At 57.7% G+C, this 19,915-nt stretch carries 13 protein-coding genes; 11 read left to right on the top strand and 2 right to left on the bottom strand.

From position 1 onward, the window contains the following. Positions 1-292: 292 nt before the first annotated feature. Entirely contained in the window at positions 293-1,582 is a 1,290-nt protein-coding gene (gltA, locus tag GIV35_RS13040; RefSeq protein WP_014717728.1) for a citrate synthase, read from the bottom strand. A gap of 365 nt (positions 1,583-1,947) precedes the next feature. On the opposite strand from gltA, the gene sdhC reads away from it, so the two are divergent. The 10 genes from sdhC (at position 1,948) to brnQ (ending at position 15,068) form a co-directional block, all read left to right on the top strand. After that, a complete protein-coding gene (gene sdhC / locus GIV35_RS13035; RefSeq protein ID WP_014717729.1) occupies positions 1,948-2,322 on the top strand; it encodes a succinate dehydrogenase, cytochrome b556 subunit in 375 nt (124 codons plus the stop codon). Beyond that, complete coding sequence (sdhD, locus tag GIV35_RS13030) at positions 2,316-2,684, top strand: succinate dehydrogenase, hydrophobic membrane anchor protein (RefSeq protein ID WP_003172805.1); 369 nt, start codon at positions 2,316-2,318, stop codon at positions 2,682-2,684. The genes sdhC and sdhD overlap by 7 nt, the downstream gene beginning before the upstream one ends. A 3-nt stretch (positions 2,685-2,687) precedes the next feature. After that, on the top strand, positions 2,688-4,460 hold the full coding sequence (gene sdhA / locus GIV35_RS13025; protein ID WP_010211741.1) for a succinate dehydrogenase flavoprotein subunit: 1,773 nt from the start codon (positions 2,688-2,690) through the stop codon (positions 4,458-4,460). 11 nt (positions 4,461-4,471) lie between these two features. Next, the gene (locus GIV35_RS13020; protein ID WP_003172807.1) at positions 4,472-5,176 is read left to right on the top strand and encodes a succinate dehydrogenase iron-sulfur subunit; all 705 of its coding nucleotides are present in this window, start codon (positions 4,472-4,474) and stop codon (positions 5,174-5,176) included. Between the two features lie 262 nt (positions 5,177-5,438). Further along, a complete protein-coding gene (locus GIV35_RS13015; protein ID WP_014717731.1) occupies positions 5,439-8,270 on the top strand; it encodes a 2-oxoglutarate dehydrogenase E1 component in 2,832 nt (943 codons plus the stop codon). 44 nt (positions 8,271-8,314) lie between these two features. After that, on the top strand, positions 8,315-9,538 hold the full coding sequence (odhB, locus tag GIV35_RS13010; RefSeq protein WP_105226289.1) for a 2-oxoglutarate dehydrogenase complex dihydrolipoyllysine-residue succinyltransferase: 1,224 nt from the start codon (positions 8,315-8,317) through the stop codon (positions 9,536-9,538). Positions 9,539-9,637: 99 nt separating this feature from the next. Continuing rightward, complete coding sequence (gene lpdA / locus GIV35_RS13005; RefSeq protein ID WP_003190010.1) at positions 9,638-11,074, top strand: dihydrolipoyl dehydrogenase; 1,437 nt, start codon at positions 9,638-9,640, stop codon at positions 11,072-11,074. A 204-nt stretch (positions 11,075-11,278) separates the two neighbouring features. Next, the gene (sucC, locus tag GIV35_RS13000) at positions 11,279-12,445 is read left to right on the top strand and encodes an ADP-forming succinate--CoA ligase subunit beta (protein WP_003190011.1); all 1,167 of its coding nucleotides are present in this window, start codon (positions 11,279-11,281) and stop codon (positions 12,443-12,445) included. After that, on the top strand, positions 12,445-13,326 hold the full coding sequence (sucD, locus tag GIV35_RS12995; protein WP_003190013.1) for a succinate--CoA ligase subunit alpha: 882 nt from the start codon (positions 12,445-12,447) through the stop codon (positions 13,324-13,326). The genes sucC and sucD overlap by 1 nt, the downstream gene beginning before the upstream one ends. 428 nt (positions 13,327-13,754) lie before the next feature. Beyond that, a complete protein-coding gene (brnQ, locus tag GIV35_RS12990; protein WP_003190014.1) occupies positions 13,755-15,068 on the top strand; it encodes a branched-chain amino acid transport system II carrier protein in 1,314 nt (437 codons plus the stop codon). Positions 15,069-15,158: 90 nt separating this feature from the next. Here brnQ and GIV35_RS12985 read toward each other — a convergent pair whose 3' ends face one another. Further along, on the bottom strand, positions 15,159-18,920 hold the full coding sequence (locus GIV35_RS12985; RefSeq protein ID WP_236264501.1) for a dermonecrotic toxin domain-containing protein: 3,762 nt from the start codon (positions 18,918-18,920) through the stop codon (positions 15,159-15,161). A gap of 216 nt (positions 18,921-19,136) precedes the next feature. Here GIV35_RS12985 and GIV35_RS12980 point away from each other — a divergent pair, with 216 nt between their 5' ends. Further along, on the top strand, positions 19,137-19,877 hold the full coding sequence (locus tag GIV35_RS12980; protein WP_034127195.1) for a DUF599 domain-containing protein: 741 nt from the start codon (positions 19,137-19,139) through the stop codon (positions 19,875-19,877). The last annotated feature ends 38 nt before the right edge of the window (positions 19,878-19,915 follow it).

The raw sequence follows: 19,915 nt of genomic DNA, 5'->3' as shown, positions 1-19,915 counted from the left end.
GGCAAGCCAGCTCCCACAGTTGGATCGCGGTGCGTCAGTTAGATCAGCGTCGGCTGCCAGGCCGTCGCGGGAGCAAGCTCCCTCGCCACAGGTTTAGCGTCGTACCGAAGTTGTGTAGATACCTATGCTCATCGCGGGCGAACCCGGCTCCCACACTGGGCCGTGTCCTTTTGTTGGAATGCGGTCCAATGTGGGAGCTGGCTTGCCTGCGATGGCGGTAGATCAGGCCACACCAACAAAAACGGCCTCCACTAAGGGAGGCCGTTCTCATGACAAACAAGCCGTTAAGTGCTTACTTGCGATCTTCCAGCTTGGTGATGTCACGCGACTCGTAGCCGGTGTACAGCTGGCGCGGGCGGCCAATCTTGTACGGGCTGGAGAGCATTTCCTTCCAGTGAGAGATCCAGCCCACGGTCCGCGCCAGGGCGAAGATCACGGTGAACATGCTGGTTGGAATGCCGATCGCCTTGAGGATGATCCCCGAGTAGAAGTCGACGTTCGGGTACAGCGAGCGTTCGATGAAGTACGGGTCGGTCAGGGCGATCTCTTCCAGGCGCATGGCCAGTTCGAGTTGCGGATCGTTCTTGATGCCCAGTTCCTTCAACACTTCGTCGCAGGTCTGCTTCATGACCGTGGCGCGCGGGTCGCGGTTCTTGTAGACCCGGTGACCGAAGCCCATCAACTTGAACGGATCGTTCTTGTCCTTGGCCTTGGCGATGAAGGTGTCGATGTTGGACACATCGCCGATTTCATCGAGCATGGTCAATACGGCTTCGTTCGCACCGCCGTGGGCAGGGCCCCACAGTGCGGCGATACCGGCGGCAATACAGGCGAACGGGTTGGCACCCGAAGAGCCCGCCAGGCGCACGGTAGAGGTGGAAGCGTTCTGCTCGTGGTCGGCGTGGAGGATGAAGATCCGGTCCATGGCCTTGGCGAGCACCGGGCTGATCGGTTTGATCTCGCACGGGGTGTTGAACATCATGTGCAAGAAGTTTTCCGCGTACGTCAGGTCGTTGCGCGGGTACATCATGGGTTGGCCCATGGAGTACTTGTAAACCATTGCGGCCAGGGTAGGCATCTTGGCAACCAGGCGGATCGCGGAAATTTCGCGATGCTGCGGGTTATTGATGTCCAGGGAGTCGTGATAGAAGGCCGACAGGGCGCCCACTACACCGCACATGACGGCCATCGGGTGGGCGTCGCGACGGAAGCCGTTGAAGAAGGTCTTCAGCTGCTCGTGAACCATGGTGTGGTTCTTCACGGTGCTGACGAACTGGGCTTTCTGCTCGGCTGTTGGCAATTCGCCATTTAGCAGCAGGTAGCAGGTTTCCAGGTAGTCCGACTTTTCAGCCAGTTGCTCGATCGGGTAGCCGCGATGAAGCAGAATGCCATTGTCACCATCGATATAGGTGATCTTCGACTCGCAGGAAGCGGTCGACATGAAGCCTGGGTCGAAAGTAAAACGGCCCGTGGCCGTCAGGCCCCGTACGTCGATAACATCGGGACCAACGGTGCCGGTTAAAATGGGCAGCTCGACGGGGGCTGCGCCCTCGATGATCAACTGCGCTTTTTTGTCAGCCATGTGGCCTCCTATTTATGCTTCAAATCATCAGACAGACCCCCCACGCAGGGCCCGCACCACTATATTGATATAAATCCAGATGTCAATTTGCCTAAAGTCTTGCGCCAGAAGGCTTTAACCGTACTTTTTCGTCGAAATTGACTGCCATTTACGCCTTTTATCCCGCCAGCGCAATCAGCTATTAGGGTGAGGTGTGCGCGTTGTCATTAGTAACCTAACTGTCTATACTCGGCCACCGACCGCCAAGGGCTTTTGGGCTTGCTTTCATTGGGGGTCGCACTCCCTGGGTGGTGCTTACCTGACCAGTCGCACTCCCCAACAACTTTGCCCTGATTGTTAGGGGCTCTTCAGTGTGAAAAAAAGCCGTGAATAGCCAACGACCTGTAAACCTAGACCTAAGGACCATCAAACTCCCCATCACCGGCGTTACGTCGTTCCTGCACCGTGTTTCCGGCATCATCCTGTTCCTGGGCTTGGGCATCATGCTTTATGCATTGAGCAAATCCCTGGGTTCCGAGGAAGGATACGCCGAGGTGAAGGCATGCTTGACCAGCCCGCTGGCCAAGTTCGTAGCATGGGGCCTCCTGTCCTCTCTTCTGTATCACCTGGTAGCCGGTGTGCGCCACTTGATCATGGACATGGGCATCGGTGAGACGCTGGAAGGCGGCCGCCTGGGCTCGAAAATCATCGTCGCCATTTCCGTGGTGCTGATCGTTCTGGCAGGAGTTTGGATATGGTAACCAGCGTAACGAATCTGTCGCGTTCGGGCCTCTATGACTGGATGGCACAGCGTGTGTCTGCGGTCGTTCTCGCGGCTTATTTCATTTTCCTGATCGGATACCTCGTCGCAAACCCGGGCATCGGCTATGAGCAATGGCACGGCCTGTTTTCCCACAATGCGATGCGAATCTTCAGTCTGCTGGCCCTTGTAGCCCTGGGCGCTCACGCCTGGGTTGGCATGTGGACCATCGCGACTGACTACCTGACGCCGATGGCGCTGGGCAAGTCCGCGACTGCAGTACGTTTCCTCTTCCAGGCAGTATGCGGCGTTGCGATGTTCGCTTACTTCGTCTGGGGTGTGCAGATTCTTTGGGGTATCTGATTCATGGCTAACATTCCAACTATTTCATTCGACGCCATCATTATTGGTGGCGGCGGTGCTGGCATGCGCGCTGCGCTGCAGCTGGCTCAGGGCGGTCACAAGACTGCCGTGATCACCAAGGTGTTCCCGACGCGCTCGCACACCGTATCGGCCCAGGGTGGCATCACCTGCGCCATCGCCTCTGCCGACCCGAACGATGACTGGCGCTGGCACATGTACGATACCGTCAAGGGTTCCGACTACATCGGTGACCAGGACGCTATCGAATACATGTGTCAGGAAGGCCCGGCCGCGGTGTTCGAGCTGGACCACATGGGTCTGCCGTTCTCCCGTACCGAGCAAGGTCGTATCTACCAGCGTCCATTCGGTGGCCAGTCCAAGGATTACGGTAAAGGCGGCCAGGCTGCCCGTACCTGCGCTGCGTCCGACCGTACTGGTCACGCGCTGCTGCATACCCTTTACCAAGGCAACCTGAAAGCCGGTACCACGTTCCTGAACGAGTACTACGCGGTTGACCTGGTCAAGAACGCACAAGGCGAGTTCGTCGGTGTGATCGCCATCTGCATCGAAACCGGTGAAACCACCTACATCCGCGCCAAGGCTACTGTGCTGGCGACCGGTGGTGCAGGTCGTATCTACGCGTCGACCACCAATGCCCTGATCAACACCGGTGACGGCGTCGGCATGGCTCTGCGTGCTGGCGTACCGGTACAAGACATCGAAATGTGGCAGTTCCACCCGACCGGCATCGCCGGCGCCGGTGTACTAGTGACCGAAGGTTGCCGTGGTGAAGGTGGTTACCTGATCAACAAGCACGGCGAGCGTTTCATGGAGCGTTATGCTCCGAACGCCAAAGACTTGGCGGGTCGTGACGTTGTGGCCCGTTCGATGGTTAAAGAAATCATCGCCGGTAACGGCTGTGGCCCGAATGGCGACCACGTACTGCTCAAGCTCGATCACCTGGGCGAAGAAGTGCTGCACAGCCGCCTGCCTGGTATCTGCGAGCTGTCCAAGACCTTTGCCCACGTTGACCCGGTAGTTGCTCCGGTTCCGGTGGTTCCAACTTGCCACTATATGATGGGCGGCGTGCCGACCAACATTCACGGCCAGGCAATCACCCAGAACGCCGAAGGCGAAGACGAGATCATCCATGGTCTGTTCGCGGTAGGCGAAGTGGCTTGCGTATCGGTTCACGGTGCCAACCGCCTGGGCGGCAACTCGCTGCTTGACCTGGTGGTATTCGGTCGCGCGGCCGGCCTGCACCTGGAAAAGGCGCTGACTGACGGCATCGAATACGATGACGCCACCGACGCCAACATCGAAGCTGCCCTGGCGCGTCTGAACGCTCTGAACGAGCGCACTGATGGCGAAGACGTAGCAACCCTGCGTCGCGAGCTGCAAAGCTGCATGCAGAACTACTTCGGTGTGTTCCGTACCGGCGAATACATGCAGAAGGGTATTGCCCAGCTGGCCGACCTGCGCAAGCGCATCGCCAACGTCAAGATCAACGATAAGAGCCAGGCGTTCAACACCGCTCGTATCGAAGCCCTTGAGCTGCAAAACCTGCTGGAAGTGGCTGAAGCGACGGCGATCGCCGCCGAGGTTCGTAAAGAATCCCGTGGTGCTCACGCTCGTGAAGACTTCGAAGATCGCGACGACGAAAACTGGTTGTGCCACACCCTGTACTTCCCAGGTGACAAGCGCGTAACCAAGCGTGCCGTGAACTTCTCGCCGAAGACGGTACCGACGTTTGAACCGAAGATTCGGACTTACTAAGGGTGGCTGCCATGTTGAAAGTCAGTGTTTATCGCTACAACCCTGATCAGGACGCTGCGCCGTTCATGCAGGAATTCCAGGTCGATACCGGTGGTAAAGACCTGATGGTGCTGGATGTACTGGCACTGATCAAAGAGCAGGACGAGGGTTTCTCCTATCGTCGCTCTTGCCGTGAAGGTGTGTGCGGTTCCGACGGCATGAACATCAACGGCAAAAACGGCCTGGCGTGCATCACGCCGCTGTCCGCCGTGGTCAAAGGCAACAAGCTGATCGTTCGTCCGCTGCCAGGTTTGCCGGTTATCCGTGACCTGGTCGTCGATATGAGCATCTTCTACAAGCAATACGAGAAAGTTAAGCCGTTCCTGCAGAACGACACGCCGGCTCCGGCCATCGAGCGTCTGCAGTCCCCGGAAGAGCGTGAAAAGCTCGATGGCCTGTACGAGTGCATCCTGTGCGCTTGCTGCTCGACATCCTGCCCGTCCTTCTGGTGGAACCCGGACAAGTTCCTGGGGCCAGCTGCGCTGCTGCAAGCCTACCGCTTCCTGGCAGACAGCCGCGACACCAAGACGTCCGAGCGTCTGGCTTCGCTGGATGACCCGTTCAGCGTATTCCGCTGCCGCGGGATCATGAACTGCGTCAACGTATGTCCTAAAGGCCTGAACCCGACTAAGGCCATTGGTCATATCCGTAACATGCTGCTGCAGAGCGGCGTGTAACTGACGTTGTAGTAAAAGCAGGACCGTTGTGCCCGTAAATGCTACGGCGCAGGCTTCAACCGGCGCCGTAGTTTTAACTTGAGCAGCGACTTACAAAGCCGCGGCTCTTATTTTGAAGAAATGAGACAAGCAGGGGCATTCGGGTTGGTACCCGAACTATCAGCGTGATCCTAAGTGGCTTGTTTTGGTCGCTGCACTTGGCCTTTTGCAAGCAAACTCGGTGTTTTCGCCGGTGGTGTCCCCAAATCGAGGGTGACCAAGCATGCAAGAAAGCGTGATGCAGCGCATGTGGAACAGCGGCTATCTTTCAGGTGGTAACGCTGCCTATGTGGAAGAGCTTTATGAGCTCTACCTGCACGACCCTAACGCTGTGCCAGAAGAATGGCGCACCAAATTTCAGACGTTGTCTTCAGACGGCAACGCTGCCACCGATGTATCGCACGCAACAATTCGCGATCAGTTCGTGCTGCTGGCAAAGAACCAGCGCCGCGCCCAACCGGTTTCCGCCGGCAGCGTGAGCAGTGAGCATGAGAAGAAGCAAGTTGAAGTACTGCGACTGATCCAGGCCTACCGTATGCGTGGCCACCAGGCAGCCCAGCTTGACCCGCTGGGGCTGTGGCAGCGTCCTGCACCTGCAGACCTGTCGATCAATCATTACGGCTTGACCAATGCCGATCTTGATACGACCTTCCGTGCCGGCGACCTGTTCATCGGCAAAGAGGAAGCGAGCCTACGCGAAATTCACGAAGCGTTGCAGCAGACATATTGCCGCACCATCGGCGCTGAATTCACGCACATCACCGATTCCGAGCAGCGCCAGTGGTTCCAGCACCGCCTGGAAGGCGTGCGTGGCCGTCCGGTATTGTCCGCCGATGTGCGCGGCCACCTGCTGGAGCGTGTGACCGCGGCCGAAGGCCTCGAGAAATACCTGGGCACCAAATACCCAGGCACCAAGCGTTTCGGCCTGGAAGGCGGCGAAAGCCTGATTCCGATGCTCGACGAGCTGATCCAGCGTTCCGGTTCCTATGGCACCAAGGAAATCGTGATCGGCATGGCTCACCGTGGTCGCCTGAACGTGTTGGTCAACACCTTCGGCAAGAACCCGCGTGAGCTGTTCGACGAGTTCGAAGGCAAGAAGAAGGTCGAGTTGGGTTCCGGTGACGTTAAATACCACCAGGGCTTCTCGTCCAACGTGATGACCACCGGCGGTGAAGTTCACCTGGCCATGGCATTCAACCCCTCCCACCTGGAAATCGTTTCGCCAGTGGTCGAGGGTTCTGTACGTGCACGCCAGGATCGTCGTAACGATTCTACCGGTGAGAAGGTTCTGCCGATTTCCATCCACGGTGACGCGGCATTCGCCGGTCAAGGCGTGGTCCTGGAAACGTTCCAGATGTCGCAGACTCGCGGCTTCAAGACCGGCGGTACCGTTCACATCGTCATCAACAACCAAGTGGGCTTCACCATCAGCAACCCGTTGGATGCGCGCTCCACCGAGTACGCCACCGACGTTGCCAAGATGATCCAGGCGCCGATCCTCCATGTGAATGGCGATGATCCGGAAGCCGTGCTGTTCGTGACCCAACTGGCTGTCGACTACCGCATGCAGTTCAAGCGTGACGTGGTCATCGACCTGGTTTGCTACCGCCGCCGCGGTCACAACGAAGCGGACGAGCCAAGCGGCACCCAGCCGTTGATGTACCAGCAGATCACCAAGCAGCGCACCACCCGTGAGCTGTACGCCGAAAGCCTGACCAAGGCCGGCGTGGTTGACGATGCGCGTGTTCAGGCGAAAGTCGACGAATACCGCAACGCGCTGGACAACGGCCTGCATGTAGTGAAAAGCCTGGTCAAGGAGCCGAACAAAGAGCTGTTCGTTGACTGGCGCCCATACCTGGGTCACACCTGGACTGCCCGTCACGATACCTCGTTCGATTTGAAGACGTTGCAGGAACTGTCTGCCAAGCTGTTGGAAATTCCCGAAGGCTTCGTCGTACAGCGCCAGGTTGCGAAGATCTACGAAGACCGTCAGAAGATGCAAGCCGGTGGCCTGCCGATCAACTGGGGTTACGCCGAAACCATGGCGTACGCGACCCTGGCGTTCGAAGGTCACCCGATCCGCATGACCGGCCAGGATATCGGCCGCGGTACGTTCTCGCACCGTCATGCGGTATTGCACAACCAGAAAGACGCGGGCACCTACATCCCGTTGCAGAACCTGTACGAAGGCCAGCCACGTTTCGACCTGTACGATTCGTTCCTGTCCGAAGAAGCCGTACTGGCGTTCGAATACGGTTACTCGACCACCACGCCGAACGCGCTGGTGATCTGGGAAGCCCAGTTCGGCGACTTCGCCAACGGTGCCCAGGTGGTTATCGACCAGTTCATCACCAGCGGCGAGCACAAGTGGGGCCGTCTGTGCGGTCTGACCATGCTGCTGCCACACGGTTATGAAGGTCAGGGCCCGGAGCACTCCTCGGCCCGTCTGGAGCGTTACCTGCAACTGTGCGCCGAGCACAACATTCAGGTGTGCGTGCCGACGACCCCGGCCCAGATCTACCACTTGCTGCGCCGCCAGGTGATCCGTCCGCTGCGCAAGCCGCTGGTGGTGCTGACGCCGAAGTCGCTGTTGCGTCACAAACTGGCCGTTTCGACCCTGGAAGATCTGGCCCAAGGTTCCTTCCAGACCGTGATTCCAGAGATCGATACGCTGGACGCCGCCAAGGTCACTCGCCTGATCCTGTGCAGCGGCAAGGTCTACTACGATCTGTTGGAAAAACGCCGTGCCGAAGGCCGCGAAGACATCGCCATCGTGCGTATCGAGCAGCTTTATCCGTTCCCGGAAGATGACCTCATGGAGATCATCGCGCCTTACACCAACCTCACGAACGTAGTGTGGTGTCAGGAAGAACCGATGAACCAGGGCGCCTGGTACAGCAGCCAGCATCATCTGCGTCGCAGCATCGGCAACCACAACAAGGCCTTGGTCCTTGAGTACGCCGGTCGTGATGCTTCTGCTGCACCTGCCTGTGGTTATGCGTCGATGCACGCCGAGCAGCAGGAAAAACTGCTGCAAGATGCTTTCACTGTTTAACGCCTTCGCGCTGACTGAAACCGAATTTTAAGGACCTACAGATAATGGCTATCGAAATCAAAGCCCCGTCATTCCCGGAATCGGTTGCCGATGGCACCGTTGCCACCTGGCACAAGAAACCAGGCGAGGCCGTCAAGCGTGACGACCTGATCGTCGACATCGAGACCGACAAAGTCGTTCTGGAAGTATTGGCCGAAGCTGACGGCGTGCTGGGCGCGATCGTTGCGGAAGAGGGCGCTACCGTTCTGTCGAACCAGGTGTTGGGCTCGATCGAAGAGGGCAGCGCTGCTGCAGCGCCTGCTCCTGCCGCTGCTGCAACGGCTGCTTCGGCGCCTGCCGCTGCACCGGCAGCCGGTGGCGAAGATCCAATCGCTGCCCCGGCTGCGCGTCAACTGGCTGAAGAAAACGGCATCAACCTGGCTTCCATCAAGGGCACCGGCAAAGATGGCCGTGTGACCAAGGAAGACGTGGTTGCCGCAGTTGAAGCCAAGAAGAACGCTCCGGCTGCCGCACCTGCCAAGGCTGCAACTCCTGCTGCCGCTGCGCCTGTGTTTGCCGCTGGCGACCGCACCGAGAAGCGCGTACCGATGACTCGCGTACGTGCCACCGTGGCCAAGCGCCTGGTTGAAGCTCAGTCGAACATGGCGATGCTGACCACCTTCAACGAAGTCGACATGACCGAAGTCATGGCCCTGCGTTCTAAGTACAAGGACCTGTTCGAGAAGTCCCACAACGGCGTGCGCCTGGGCTTCATGTCGTTCTTCGTGAAAGCGGCCACCGAAGCGCTGAAGCGCTTCCCGGCAGTCAACGCTTCCATCGACGGCGGCGACATCGTTTACCACGGCTACGCAGATATCGGCGTTGCCGTCTCCAGCGACCGTGGCCTGGTGGTTCCAGTCCTGCGTAACGCCGAGCTGATGAGCCTGGCCGAAATCGAAGGCGGCATCGCTGGCTTCGGCAAGAAAGCCCGTGACGGCAAGCTGACCATCGACGAGATGACCGGCGGTACCTTCACCATCACCAACGGTGGTACCTTCGGTTCGATGATGTCGACGCCGATCGTCAACCCACCGCAAGCCGCGATCCTGGGCATGCACAACATCATCCAGCGTCCGATGGCCATCAACGGCCAAGTCGTGATCCGCCCAATGATGTACCTGGCACTGTCTTACGATCACCGCCTGATCGACGGTAAAGAAGCCGTGACGTTCCTGGTGACCATCAAGAACCTGCTGGAAGACCCGGCTCGCCTGCTCCTGGACATCTGATAGAAGCAGTCGCACGTTGCGAGCTACAAGCTGTAGGAAAAAGCAGCTTGGCTTGCAACGTGTGGCTAGAAGCTTGTCGCAAATAGAGGATCTATTTTCATGACACAGAAATTTGACGTTGTAGTGATTGGTGCAGGCCCTGGCGGCTATGTTGCCGCCATCAAGGCTGCGCAACTGGGCCTCTCCACTGCTTGCATCGAAAAGTACACCGACAAGGAAGGCAAACTGGCGTTGGGCGGTACTTGCCTGAACGTGGGTTGCATTCCGTCCAAGGCGCTGCTGGACAGCTCCTGGAAATTCCATGAAGCCCAAGACGGCTTCGCGATCCACGGCATCAACCATGCTGGCGTGACCATGGACGTACCAGCAATGGTCGGCCGTAAAGCCAACATCGTCAAAGGCCTGACTTCCGGCGTTGCCACCTTGTTCAAGGCCAACGGCGTGACTTCCATTCAAGGCCACGGCAAGCTGCTGGCCGGCAAGAAAGTTGAAGTCACCAAGCCAGACGGTTCGGTTGAAGTCATCGAAGCCGAAAACGTGATCCTGGCGCCAGGTTCGCGTCCAATCGACATTCCACCTGCACCTGTTGATAACAACGTGATCGTTGATTCGACCGGCGCCCTGGAATTCCAGGCTGTACCTAAGCGCCTGGGCGTGATCGGCGCTGGCGTCATCGGTCTGGAGCTGGGCTCGGTATGGTCCCGTCTGGGCGCTGAAGTCACCGTGCTGGAAGCCCTGGACACGTTCCTGCTGGCGGCTGACACTGCAGTCTCCAAGGAAGCGCTGAAAACCCTGACCAAACAAGGTCTGGACATCAAGCTTGGCGCCCGTGTTACCGGTTCCAAGGTCAACGGCGAAGAAGTCGTGGTGACCTACACCGATAAAGACGGCGAGCAGACCATCACCTTCGACAAGCTGATCGTTGCCGTTGGTCGCCGCCCAGTGACCAATGACCTGTTGGCTTCCGACAGCGGCGTGAACATCGACGAGCGTGGCTTCATCCACGTTGACGATCATTGCGCTACCACCGTGCCTGGCGTCTATGCCATTGGCGACGTGGTTCGTGGCATGATGCTGGCCCACAAGGCTTCCGAAGAAGGCATCATGGTTGTCGAGCGCATCAAGGGTCACAAGACCCAGATGAACTACGACCTGATCCCATCGGTTATCTACACCCACCCGGAAATTGCATGGGTCGGCAAGAACGAACAGCAGTTGAAAGCTGAAGGCGTTGAAGTTAACGTCGGCACCTTCCCGTTTGCCGCTTCTGGCCGTGCCATGGCAGCCAACGACACCGGTGGTTTTGTCAAAGTCATCGCTGATGCCAAGACTGACCGCGTTTTGGGCGTCCACGTGATTGGCCCAAGCGCTGCAGAATTGGTTCAGCAAGGCGCGATCGGCATGGAATTCGGCACCAGTGCCGAGGACTTGGGCATGATGGTCTTCTCCCATCCGACCCTGTCCGAAGCGTTGCACGAAGCAGCGTTGGCAGTGAATGGCGGCGCCATCCACATCGCCAACCGCAAGAAGCGCTAAGCGAGATAATAAGAAACCACGGCGGAGTTGCCCGTCGTGAGCCTTGCGCGCAAGACTCACCGCGGAATATCCGCTGGACGCAGCCTTGCGCAGCTTTACGGGCCATAAGCCCCGCAAGTTGCGCAAGCAGCAGTCACAGGTGGCGCGGCACTCATAATGAGCGCAGCGCCGAATGCGCAGTACCTAACGAAGACGGTAAAAAGCATGAATCTTCACGAGTATCAGGGTAAGCAGCTGTTCGCTGAATACGGCCTGCCAGTTTCCAAGGGCTACGCAGTAGACACCCCGGAAGCAGCAGCAGAAGCTTGCGACAAAATCGGCGGCAGCGAGTGGGTTGTCAAAGCCCAGGTCCACGCCGGTGGTCGCGGTAAAGCGGGCGGCGTCAAGCTGGTTCGCAGCAAAGAAGACGCCAAGGCCTTCGCACAGCAGTGGCTGGGCAAGCGTCTGGTGACTTACCAGACTGATGCCAATGGCCAACCAGTCACCAAGATCCTGGTTGAATCGTGCACTGATATCGCTAAAGAGCTGTACCTGGGCGCTGTCGTTGACCGTTCGAGCCGTCGCATCGTGTTCATGGCTTCCACCGAAGGTGGCGTGGACATCGAGAAAATCGCTCACGAAACCCCAGAAAAAATTCTGAAGGCCACTATCGATCCACTGGTTGGCGCTCAGCCATTCCAGGGTCGCGAGCTGGCTTTCCAGCTGGGCCTGGAAGGCAAGCAAGTTGCCCAGTTCGCCAAGATCTTCGTAGGTCTGGCCAAACTGTTTCAGGATCACGATCTGGCCCTGCTGGAAGTGAACCCGCTGGTGATCAAGGCTGACGGCGATCTGCACTGCCTCGATGCCAAGATCAACATCGACGCCAATGCCATGTACCGTCAGCCTAAGCTGAAGACTTTCCACGATCCGTCGCAAGACGATCCGCGCGAAGCGCACGCTGCCAAGTTCGAACTGAACTACGTAGCCCTGGAAGGTAACATCGGCTGCATGGTCAACGGTGCCGGCCTGGCCATGGGTACCATGGACATCGTCAACCTGCATGGCGGCAAGCCAGCCAACTTCCTCGACGTAGGTGGTGGCGCTACCAAGGAACGCGTTACCGAAGCGTTCAAGATCATCCTGTCCGACTCCAATGTCGCCGCAGTACTGGTCAACATCTTCGGCGGCATCGTTCGTTGCGACATGATTGCCGAAGGCATCATCGGTGCAGTGAAAGAAGTCGGCGTTAAAATCCCGGTTGTTGTTCGCCTTGAAGGTAACAACGCTGAACTGGGCGCTAAAGTACTGGCAGAAAGCGGTTTGAACATCATCGCGGCTACCAGCCTGACCGACGCTGCTCAACAAGTTGTCAAAGCTGCGGAGGGCAAGTAATGAGCGTCCTGATCAATAAAGACACCAAAGTTATCTGCCAGGGTATTACCGGTTCGCAAGGTAGTTTCCACACCCAGCAAGCCATCGAATACGGCACCCAGATGGTTGGCGGCGTAACTCCAGGCAAAGGCGGCACCGAGCACCTGGGCCTGCCCGTGTTCAACACTGTAAAAGAAGCAGTAGAAGCCACTGGCGCCACTGCCAGCGTGATCTACGTTCCAGCTCCTTTCTGCAAGGACTCGATCCTGGAAGCGGCGTTCGGCGGCATCAAGCTGATCGTCTGCATCACCGAAGGCATTCCTACCCTGGACATGCTGGACGCTAAAGTTAAGTGCGACGAGCTGGGCGTAGTCCTGATCGGCCCTAACTGCCCAGGCGTGATCACCCCAGGCGAATGCAAGATCGGCATCATGCCAGGTCACATTCACTTGCCAGGTAAAGTCGGTATCGTTTCCCGTTCCGGCACCCTGACCTACGAAGCTGTGAAGCAGACCACTGACGCCGGTTTCGGTCAGTCGACTTGCGTCGGCATCGGCGGTGACCCGATCCCAGGCTCCAACTTCATCGACATCCTGAAGCTGTTCCAGGAAGACCCGAAGACCGAAGCGATCGTGATGATCGGTGAGATCGGCGGTTCGGCTGAAGAAGAAGCGGCTGCCTACATCAAGGCACACGTGACCAAGCCGGTTGTTTCCTACATCGCTGGTGTGACTGCCCCTGCGGGCAAGCGCATGGGCCATGCTGGCGCAATCATCTCTGGCGGCAAAGGCACTGCAGACGAGAAATTCGCTGCACTGCAAGACGCAGGCGTTAAAACCGTGCGTTCGCTGGCAGACATCGGCAAGGCCCTGGCCGAGCTGACCGGTTGGGCTGTCAAGTAAGCCTCGCGCTTAGCTGACGCTTCACCACACAAAGGCCACCTTCGGGTGGCCTTTGTGCATTCTGGATATAGCCAGATTGACGAATGTGCTCGGTTCAATGTGGGAGCTGGCTTGCCTGCGATACAGACAACTGGGTGCATCAGCCAAACCGAGTCGATGCCATCGCAGGCAAGCCAGCTCCCACAGGGTTCTGTGTTGCCCAATTAAGTATGAAAACGCGACATTGAAATGTCGCTTATCGGACAGTTCGCCCCGCAACAGTGCGTTTGTCAGCCTGATTCTGTACTCTAGCCGCCTCTTTATGCGTCCGCGTCCCAAAAGGAAGCTGCGCGCTAGACCGGTCGGTCCCCACAAGGGCCGGCAGCATTTCCCTCATCCATAGGGAAGCCCTCTCTAAATTCCGATTCAGTAGTGTGGTATTTCCTCAAATGAAAGTGTTGAAAAGCCAGGATATCCTGGCGCTGGGCTTTATGACCTTTGCCCTGTTCGTGGGCGCCGGCAACATCATCTTCCCGCCTATCGTGGGTTTGCAGTCCGGGCCGCATGTGTGGATGGCGGCGCTGGGCTTTCTGATCACCGCGGTCGGTTTGCCGGTGGTCACCGTGATCGCCCTGGCCAAGGTCGGTGGTGGCATGGACGCGCTGAGCAGCCCGATTGGCAAGATTGCCGGTGGCCTGCTGGCGGCAGCGGCCTACCTGGCAGTGGGCCCGCTGTTTGCGACCCCACGCACCGCAACAGTATCGTTTGAAGTGGGCCTGGCGCCCTTGACCGGTGAAAGCCCGTTGGCGCTGTTCCTCTACAGCTCGGTGTATTTCCTGGTGGTGTTCTTTGTCTCCCTGTATCCAGGGCGACTGCTGGACACCGTGGGCCGTTTCCTGGCGCCGCTGAAGATCATCGCCCTGGCTATTCTCGGCATCGCTGCGTTTGCCTTGCCCGCCGGTGAGGTGGGGGTTGCCACGCCGGAATACGTTGCCGCGCCGTTCTCCCAAGGCTTTATCAATGGTTACCTGACCATGGATACCCTGGGCGCCCTGGTGTTCGGCATTGTGATCGTCAACGCTATTCGCTCCCGTGGCGTAGAGTCACCCAAGCTGATCACCCGTTACGCGATCATTGCCGGGCTGATTGCCGGCGTGGGCCTGGCACTGGTGTACGTCAGCCTGTTCCGTCTGGGTTCGGGCAGCCATGCCGTGGCTGCAGGTGCCAGCAATGGCGCGGCGGTACTGCACGCCTATGTGCAATACACGTTCGGCTCCCTGGGTAGTGGTTTCCTCGCCGTGCTGATTTCCCTGGCATGCCTGGTGACCGCCGTGGGCCTGACCTGTGCCTGCGCCGAGTACTTCAGTAAGATCCTGCCGCTGTCCTACAAGACCCTGGTGGTGATCCTGGCACTGTTCTCGCTGTTTGTGTCCAACCTGGGCTTGACCAAACTCATTGCCTTCTCGATCCCGGTGCTGACCGCGATCTACCCGCCGTGCATCGTGTTGGTGGCCTTGAGCTTCTGCAAAGGGTTCTGGCAGGAACAGGGCCGTATTGTCGGCCCGGTGATGCTGGTGTCGTTCATCTTTGGCTGCATCGACGCACTCAAGGGTGCGGGCCTGGCGGGTTGGATGCCTACGCAACTGGTAAACCTGCCGTTGAGCGAACAAGGCTTGGCGTGGCTGGTGCCGTCGGTGATGACGCTGGTCGTGGCCGTGGTGATTGACCGTATGCTGGGCAAGCGCAGCGAAGCGATCGCTTAAAACCTCTGACTTATACGCTGCAATTAAAAAGCCCCGGATCAAATGATCCGGGGCTTTTTTTGTACGCAGTGCCAAGCCAGGCTGCCTGTTTCAGGGTATCGGGAACTTGCTCTTTGTCGAATCCACTCCCATGTTCCTCAAATATTCCTGGGCGGGCCTTAAATCGCTTTTTTTGGGTAGATAGTGTCCAGAGACATCGGAAAGGTGGAATTTCCCGAAGGCGTCTTTCCTTATATAGCCTGCGCTGACTACCTTTTCTGATTGGCCACTGCCAGCGCCGATTTCCGCGATGGCAGGATGTGATAACCATTTTGGCGGTGCACTTTTGTCGATAGTACCGATGATCAGTTGGTTGTCTTGAGTGAAGACGAACTTGCTGACTGTGTCGGGTTTCAATACAACCTTCAGGTCATCCGGCTTTGTGATGCGAACCAGTTCCGCTCGGGCCGCTCGGGGGTTCAATGCCGCTCCGGCCAGATGCAGCTCGGCGTTCAGGTCACGAGCCCTGGTATTGACCAGCACTGCGAGTGGTTTTCGAATGGGCGGTTCTATTCGCCAACTGCCGGAGGTGGAAGAGCTGCTTGCAGGCACTAGGTTTTCCGCCGAGGAGGCAGAATGAGGCTGCGGTAGGGGTTCTAGCGTTTGGGGTAGTTTGGCGCCTCCCGGCAAACCGGTTAGCACCCATTCGCCGTTCCCTTTGTTCAAAAGCGTAGCCACCCGATGCTTTGTTTCGGGGTTTATAACGTTTACAAATCCTGATTCGAATTTGAACGCTGGGCTTATTTGATAGACCCTGCTCACGTTTGAGTTATCGGTGTAACGGATCAACCATTTTTCACCGACTTGTTGTGGCCTGGTGGTGCTGAGCGGTTTTCCTGCCAGTAGCTGATTATCCAGTGCGTGCGCGGCGAGGTCCCCACGGTTCTGTACAGGGTGGGCCGCGTTCGGCAATTGGGTCGGGATGCTTGAGGGGCGGCCGCCCGATATCGACGTACCCGGAACCGGTACGACGTGACCGCTTGGCGTACCATTTGTACCTGCCGTGTTTGTCAGTCGCCGTTGGAGCGTGCGCCCAGGGGTTCTGAACACTGGGCGCAACGGGGTCCTTTTGAGTAAAGGGATACCCGACGCAGCCATGGCGAAATCGTCGTACACCGCCCCCCAGCGTCCCGGTTGGGTGAGGAGCTTGGGCAGGCTTCGTCCGGGTGTACGCAACGTTCTTAGCGCAGCCTTGGAGAGCCTGTTGGTGGCTGACATACCAGCGTTGACCGGGATGAGGCTTAGAACGAATTGGGCTATGTCTGCGGCGAACATTAATTTGTTGGCTGCGGATCGGGCCGATACCTCTGCGCTGGTTGTCATCCCAACCGACGCTCTCCCTTTGAGTAACCCCACCTCCTGCATGTACAGGTTTTCAGTGATGCTACCTTTGAACGGCTTCAGTCGGATGCCCGCTTCATGGTCGGCCGCGAATTTCTTGAGCCACGTGCCGAGCTGAGGCAAAAACAGGGTGTCGTGAATATTATATCGATCAACAGGTGATACCCGCTGATCCATGTAGGACATCCACTCGGACGTGTTCAGCAGCGTGTTAAGTTGATCCTCGTCCACAATTTCTCTGAAAGGACGTCCGTCGGGAGCATCCGGGCTGTACAGCACCAGCGAGGGGTGGTTGGTCGGTTTGATGACCATCATGCCCTGGACGGGTTTGCCGTTCAGGACCACTCTATGCGAGACGATGGACGCACCATTCACGATTGGCCAGGTGGTGGAGTCGCTATGCTCAAGTGTCGCTTCGATCCATTGTTCGGCGATTTTTTGCCTGTTCAGATAGGCATCGGGATCCAGGCTGGTGATGAACGCGTCCTTGGCCATCTTTGCCTTCAGATGGTTTTTCCACGCGTCGGGCAGCACCCTGGCTTCGTCGGAGGCGGCAGTGGGGCTGAGTTTGTCATCCAGTAGTTTGAGGTATTTGCCGCCCACATCGGTTTGGCTGATCAGGCCCTCGAGAAACGGCTTATCCAGGGTAAGCAGGTATTTTCCGCTGGCACTTACGACGCGAGCGGCCCAGGTGCTCGTCGGCGAGCTTTCATGCCATGGCGTTGTGTTCATGAGAGCCAGGTCGGTCAGCGATCGAGTGTGAATCTGCGGCTTTGGTGCGTTTGCGGTACCTAAAAGTCCGCTATTGCTCGACTGCTGCGTGGTCATCTGAACCATCACGTGGTCAGGGTCTATTTCCTCGTGCTGGTAGCGGCCCGGCAGCTTGGCTTTCAACGCCTGGGTCAGCAACTGTTTGGCGAAAATGTTGGGGGCCGGGATGTTTACCAACAGCGCTTGCAAGTGCGTAAGGCTTGTATCCTGTGCTTCCTCCAGCTCCCTATAGCTCGTTTCTTGTTGGGGAGTCAGTTCTTTAAGCCATTGTGGTTGCAGTTTGTTGTGCAGTTGTTCATTGCGTGCGAGCAGGGCATTACTGCCATCGAAATGCAGTGAAAGATCCGCTGCATCATTGATGGTTTCGACAGTTTGGGCAGAGAGCAACGACGGTGTGCGAGAGGAGCCAGCTTCGGCTTGCGCTTGGGCGAACCCGGCCCGCATGGTTTCATTGACCTCGTCAGCCTGTCGCTGCAACAACTGGGGAAAGGTTTGTGCCACGACGTCGCCGCAGACGGGGGCGAATCCCAGCATTAAATCATCACCCCACGGAGGGTTTCGACTGTGCTCTACCGACACCGGTAGACTTTTGAGTAGCAGGTTGGCCTTCTCGTCATCATTATCGATTCTCTGCATCAATGCTTCGCGGGCTTTGCCAGGGCTCGCGAACTCCTCGAAACCGTCCCCGGGGGTGTAAAGCACTACAGGCCCGGTGGTGTCATCCAGCCCGATATTACGGGTGTCACTTGCGGTGTAAGGTGCCTCGGCCGACGAGCCGTCGCTGCGAGTGATAAGAAAACAACCGGCTAAAAATGCGCCGTTGGCGGAGTTGTCATCTATCCGGATCGGATACACCCCAGGCCGATCCCCTGCGGGAAGTTCGCGCTCGCGTGCTTCAAGGGTGGGGTACTGAAAGGCTGTGTCGATCAACTTTTTGCCAGCCTCGCTGAGGGTTCCGTCTTCAACCCGCAGGGCTGCCTCGGTGGAAAGCATTTGCCGATGCAGGGCGAGCAGTTGGGCTGAACGTGATGGCTGCTTGGGGGAGCCTACGGGTGATCTTTTCCAGTAGCTACTGAGCGCGCCTGAAAAGCGGGTTGCGATATCGTGTGCAAGCGTCAGCAGGGAACCCTGATGCTCCAACCTGGTTTGGGGAGCACCCGCAGGTCCGTCAATGTAAAAGCCCGTTTGTATGTCGGCACTGTGCTCTTCAGTGTTGGGCGTGCCAGTGACGGCGTTTATGTGGACTTGCGCGACTTTTTCGAGCAATGCCTCCGATAAGGTTTGCGTAGAAATCAGCACGGGCTCTGCCGGCGGCTGTTTTCGATAGGTGTTGACGTGGATAATGTTCGGGTCGATTGATGTGAGCTGGGGAAAGGCTTTTTTCAACTGAGCCTGGGTAAAGCGTTGGAATGTCATCTGGTGACTGAGTAAATCAATAATTTTCTGGTTGTACGCCTGATGCTGCTCAATCAATTGGGATTGCGCGGCGACTGCGTTCGGCCCTGTATCATTGGCAACGACTGGCTTTATGCCGGCTACTTGGATTTTGATCCGATCATCCGGGTCTAGTCCCAACGGCTTGGGCTGAGGGTGATGCGATAAAGGCGGGTGTTGCGTTGTCGATTCAGAGGCTGTGCCCACGGACAGCTGGATCGCTTGCGGCGCATGTGTTTGGCTGACAGAGAGAGACGTTGAGCGCATTTAACATCCTAAGGATAGATATGCAGTTCCTTCCGCCTGAGAAATGATCAAGGCTTCGTGCCTTGGGGCCAACTAAGTGAGTGGAGGCGTCCTATTGGTTCCAAGGCCGAACTCATGCATATCTGGAAACAGGAATTCTCATAAAAGACAGGTAGTACGACCGGGGTTTTGATATTTGTTGCACAACTCACCGGGCTCACATTTAGAAGGACCCGCATGTCGTTCGTCGAAACCAATCAAGTCCACCTGCTTGCCGCCCTGTGGTTCATCCTCTGCTGGGGCGGCTATACCCGTTACGCCACTTGGAAAGCTCGAGATACGGCCTGCCTGGCCAGCGTGTTGCACCTCTACCGTGAAGACTGGATGCGCCGCATGCTGTTGCGCGATAACCGCATCGCCGATGCCAGCGTGATCGGCAACCTGGAGCGTAATGCCTCGTTCTTTGCCTCCAGTACCTTGATCATCCTTGCGGGTATCCTGACCGTGCTCGGTGCTTCGGAGCGGGCGGTGTCGTTGCTGGCAGATATTCCGATGGTGCAGCAGGCGTCCCAGGGCATGTCGGAGGTCAAGTTGCTGTGCCTGGCCCTGGTATTTGTCTATGCGTTTTTTACTTTCAGCTGGTGCATGCGTCAGTACAACTTCGCGGCGGTGCTGGTGGGCTCGGCGCCGATGATTGGTGAACGACATGTGTCGGAGCAGGAGCGCAATGCATTTGCCTTGCGGGCGGCGCGGGTGATTTCGATGGCGGCCAACCAGTTCAACTTTGGCCTGCGTGCGTATTACTTCGGCATGACCATGCTGGCCTGGTTTGTCAGCCCCTGGTTGTTCATGTTGATGAGCAGTGGGGTGGTGTTGGTGCTGTACCGCCGCGAGTTCCATTCCGATGTATTGCAGGTGATGGTGTACACCCCGACCGATATGCCGGCAGTCGACGCTGTAAAAGAGGGCGCATCGTAGCGCTGGCAGCAAATCCCGGACAAAGAAAAGCCCGCTTG

This window comes from Pseudomonas sp. PA-1-6B (genome assembly GCF_021609545.1).
Lineage (GTDB): Bacteria > Pseudomonadota > Gammaproteobacteria > Pseudomonadales > Pseudomonadaceae > Aquipseudomonas > Aquipseudomonas fluorescens_BV.
Note: the sequence above shows the minus strand (reverse complement) of the source record. Positions and strands in the feature narration are given on the sequence as shown.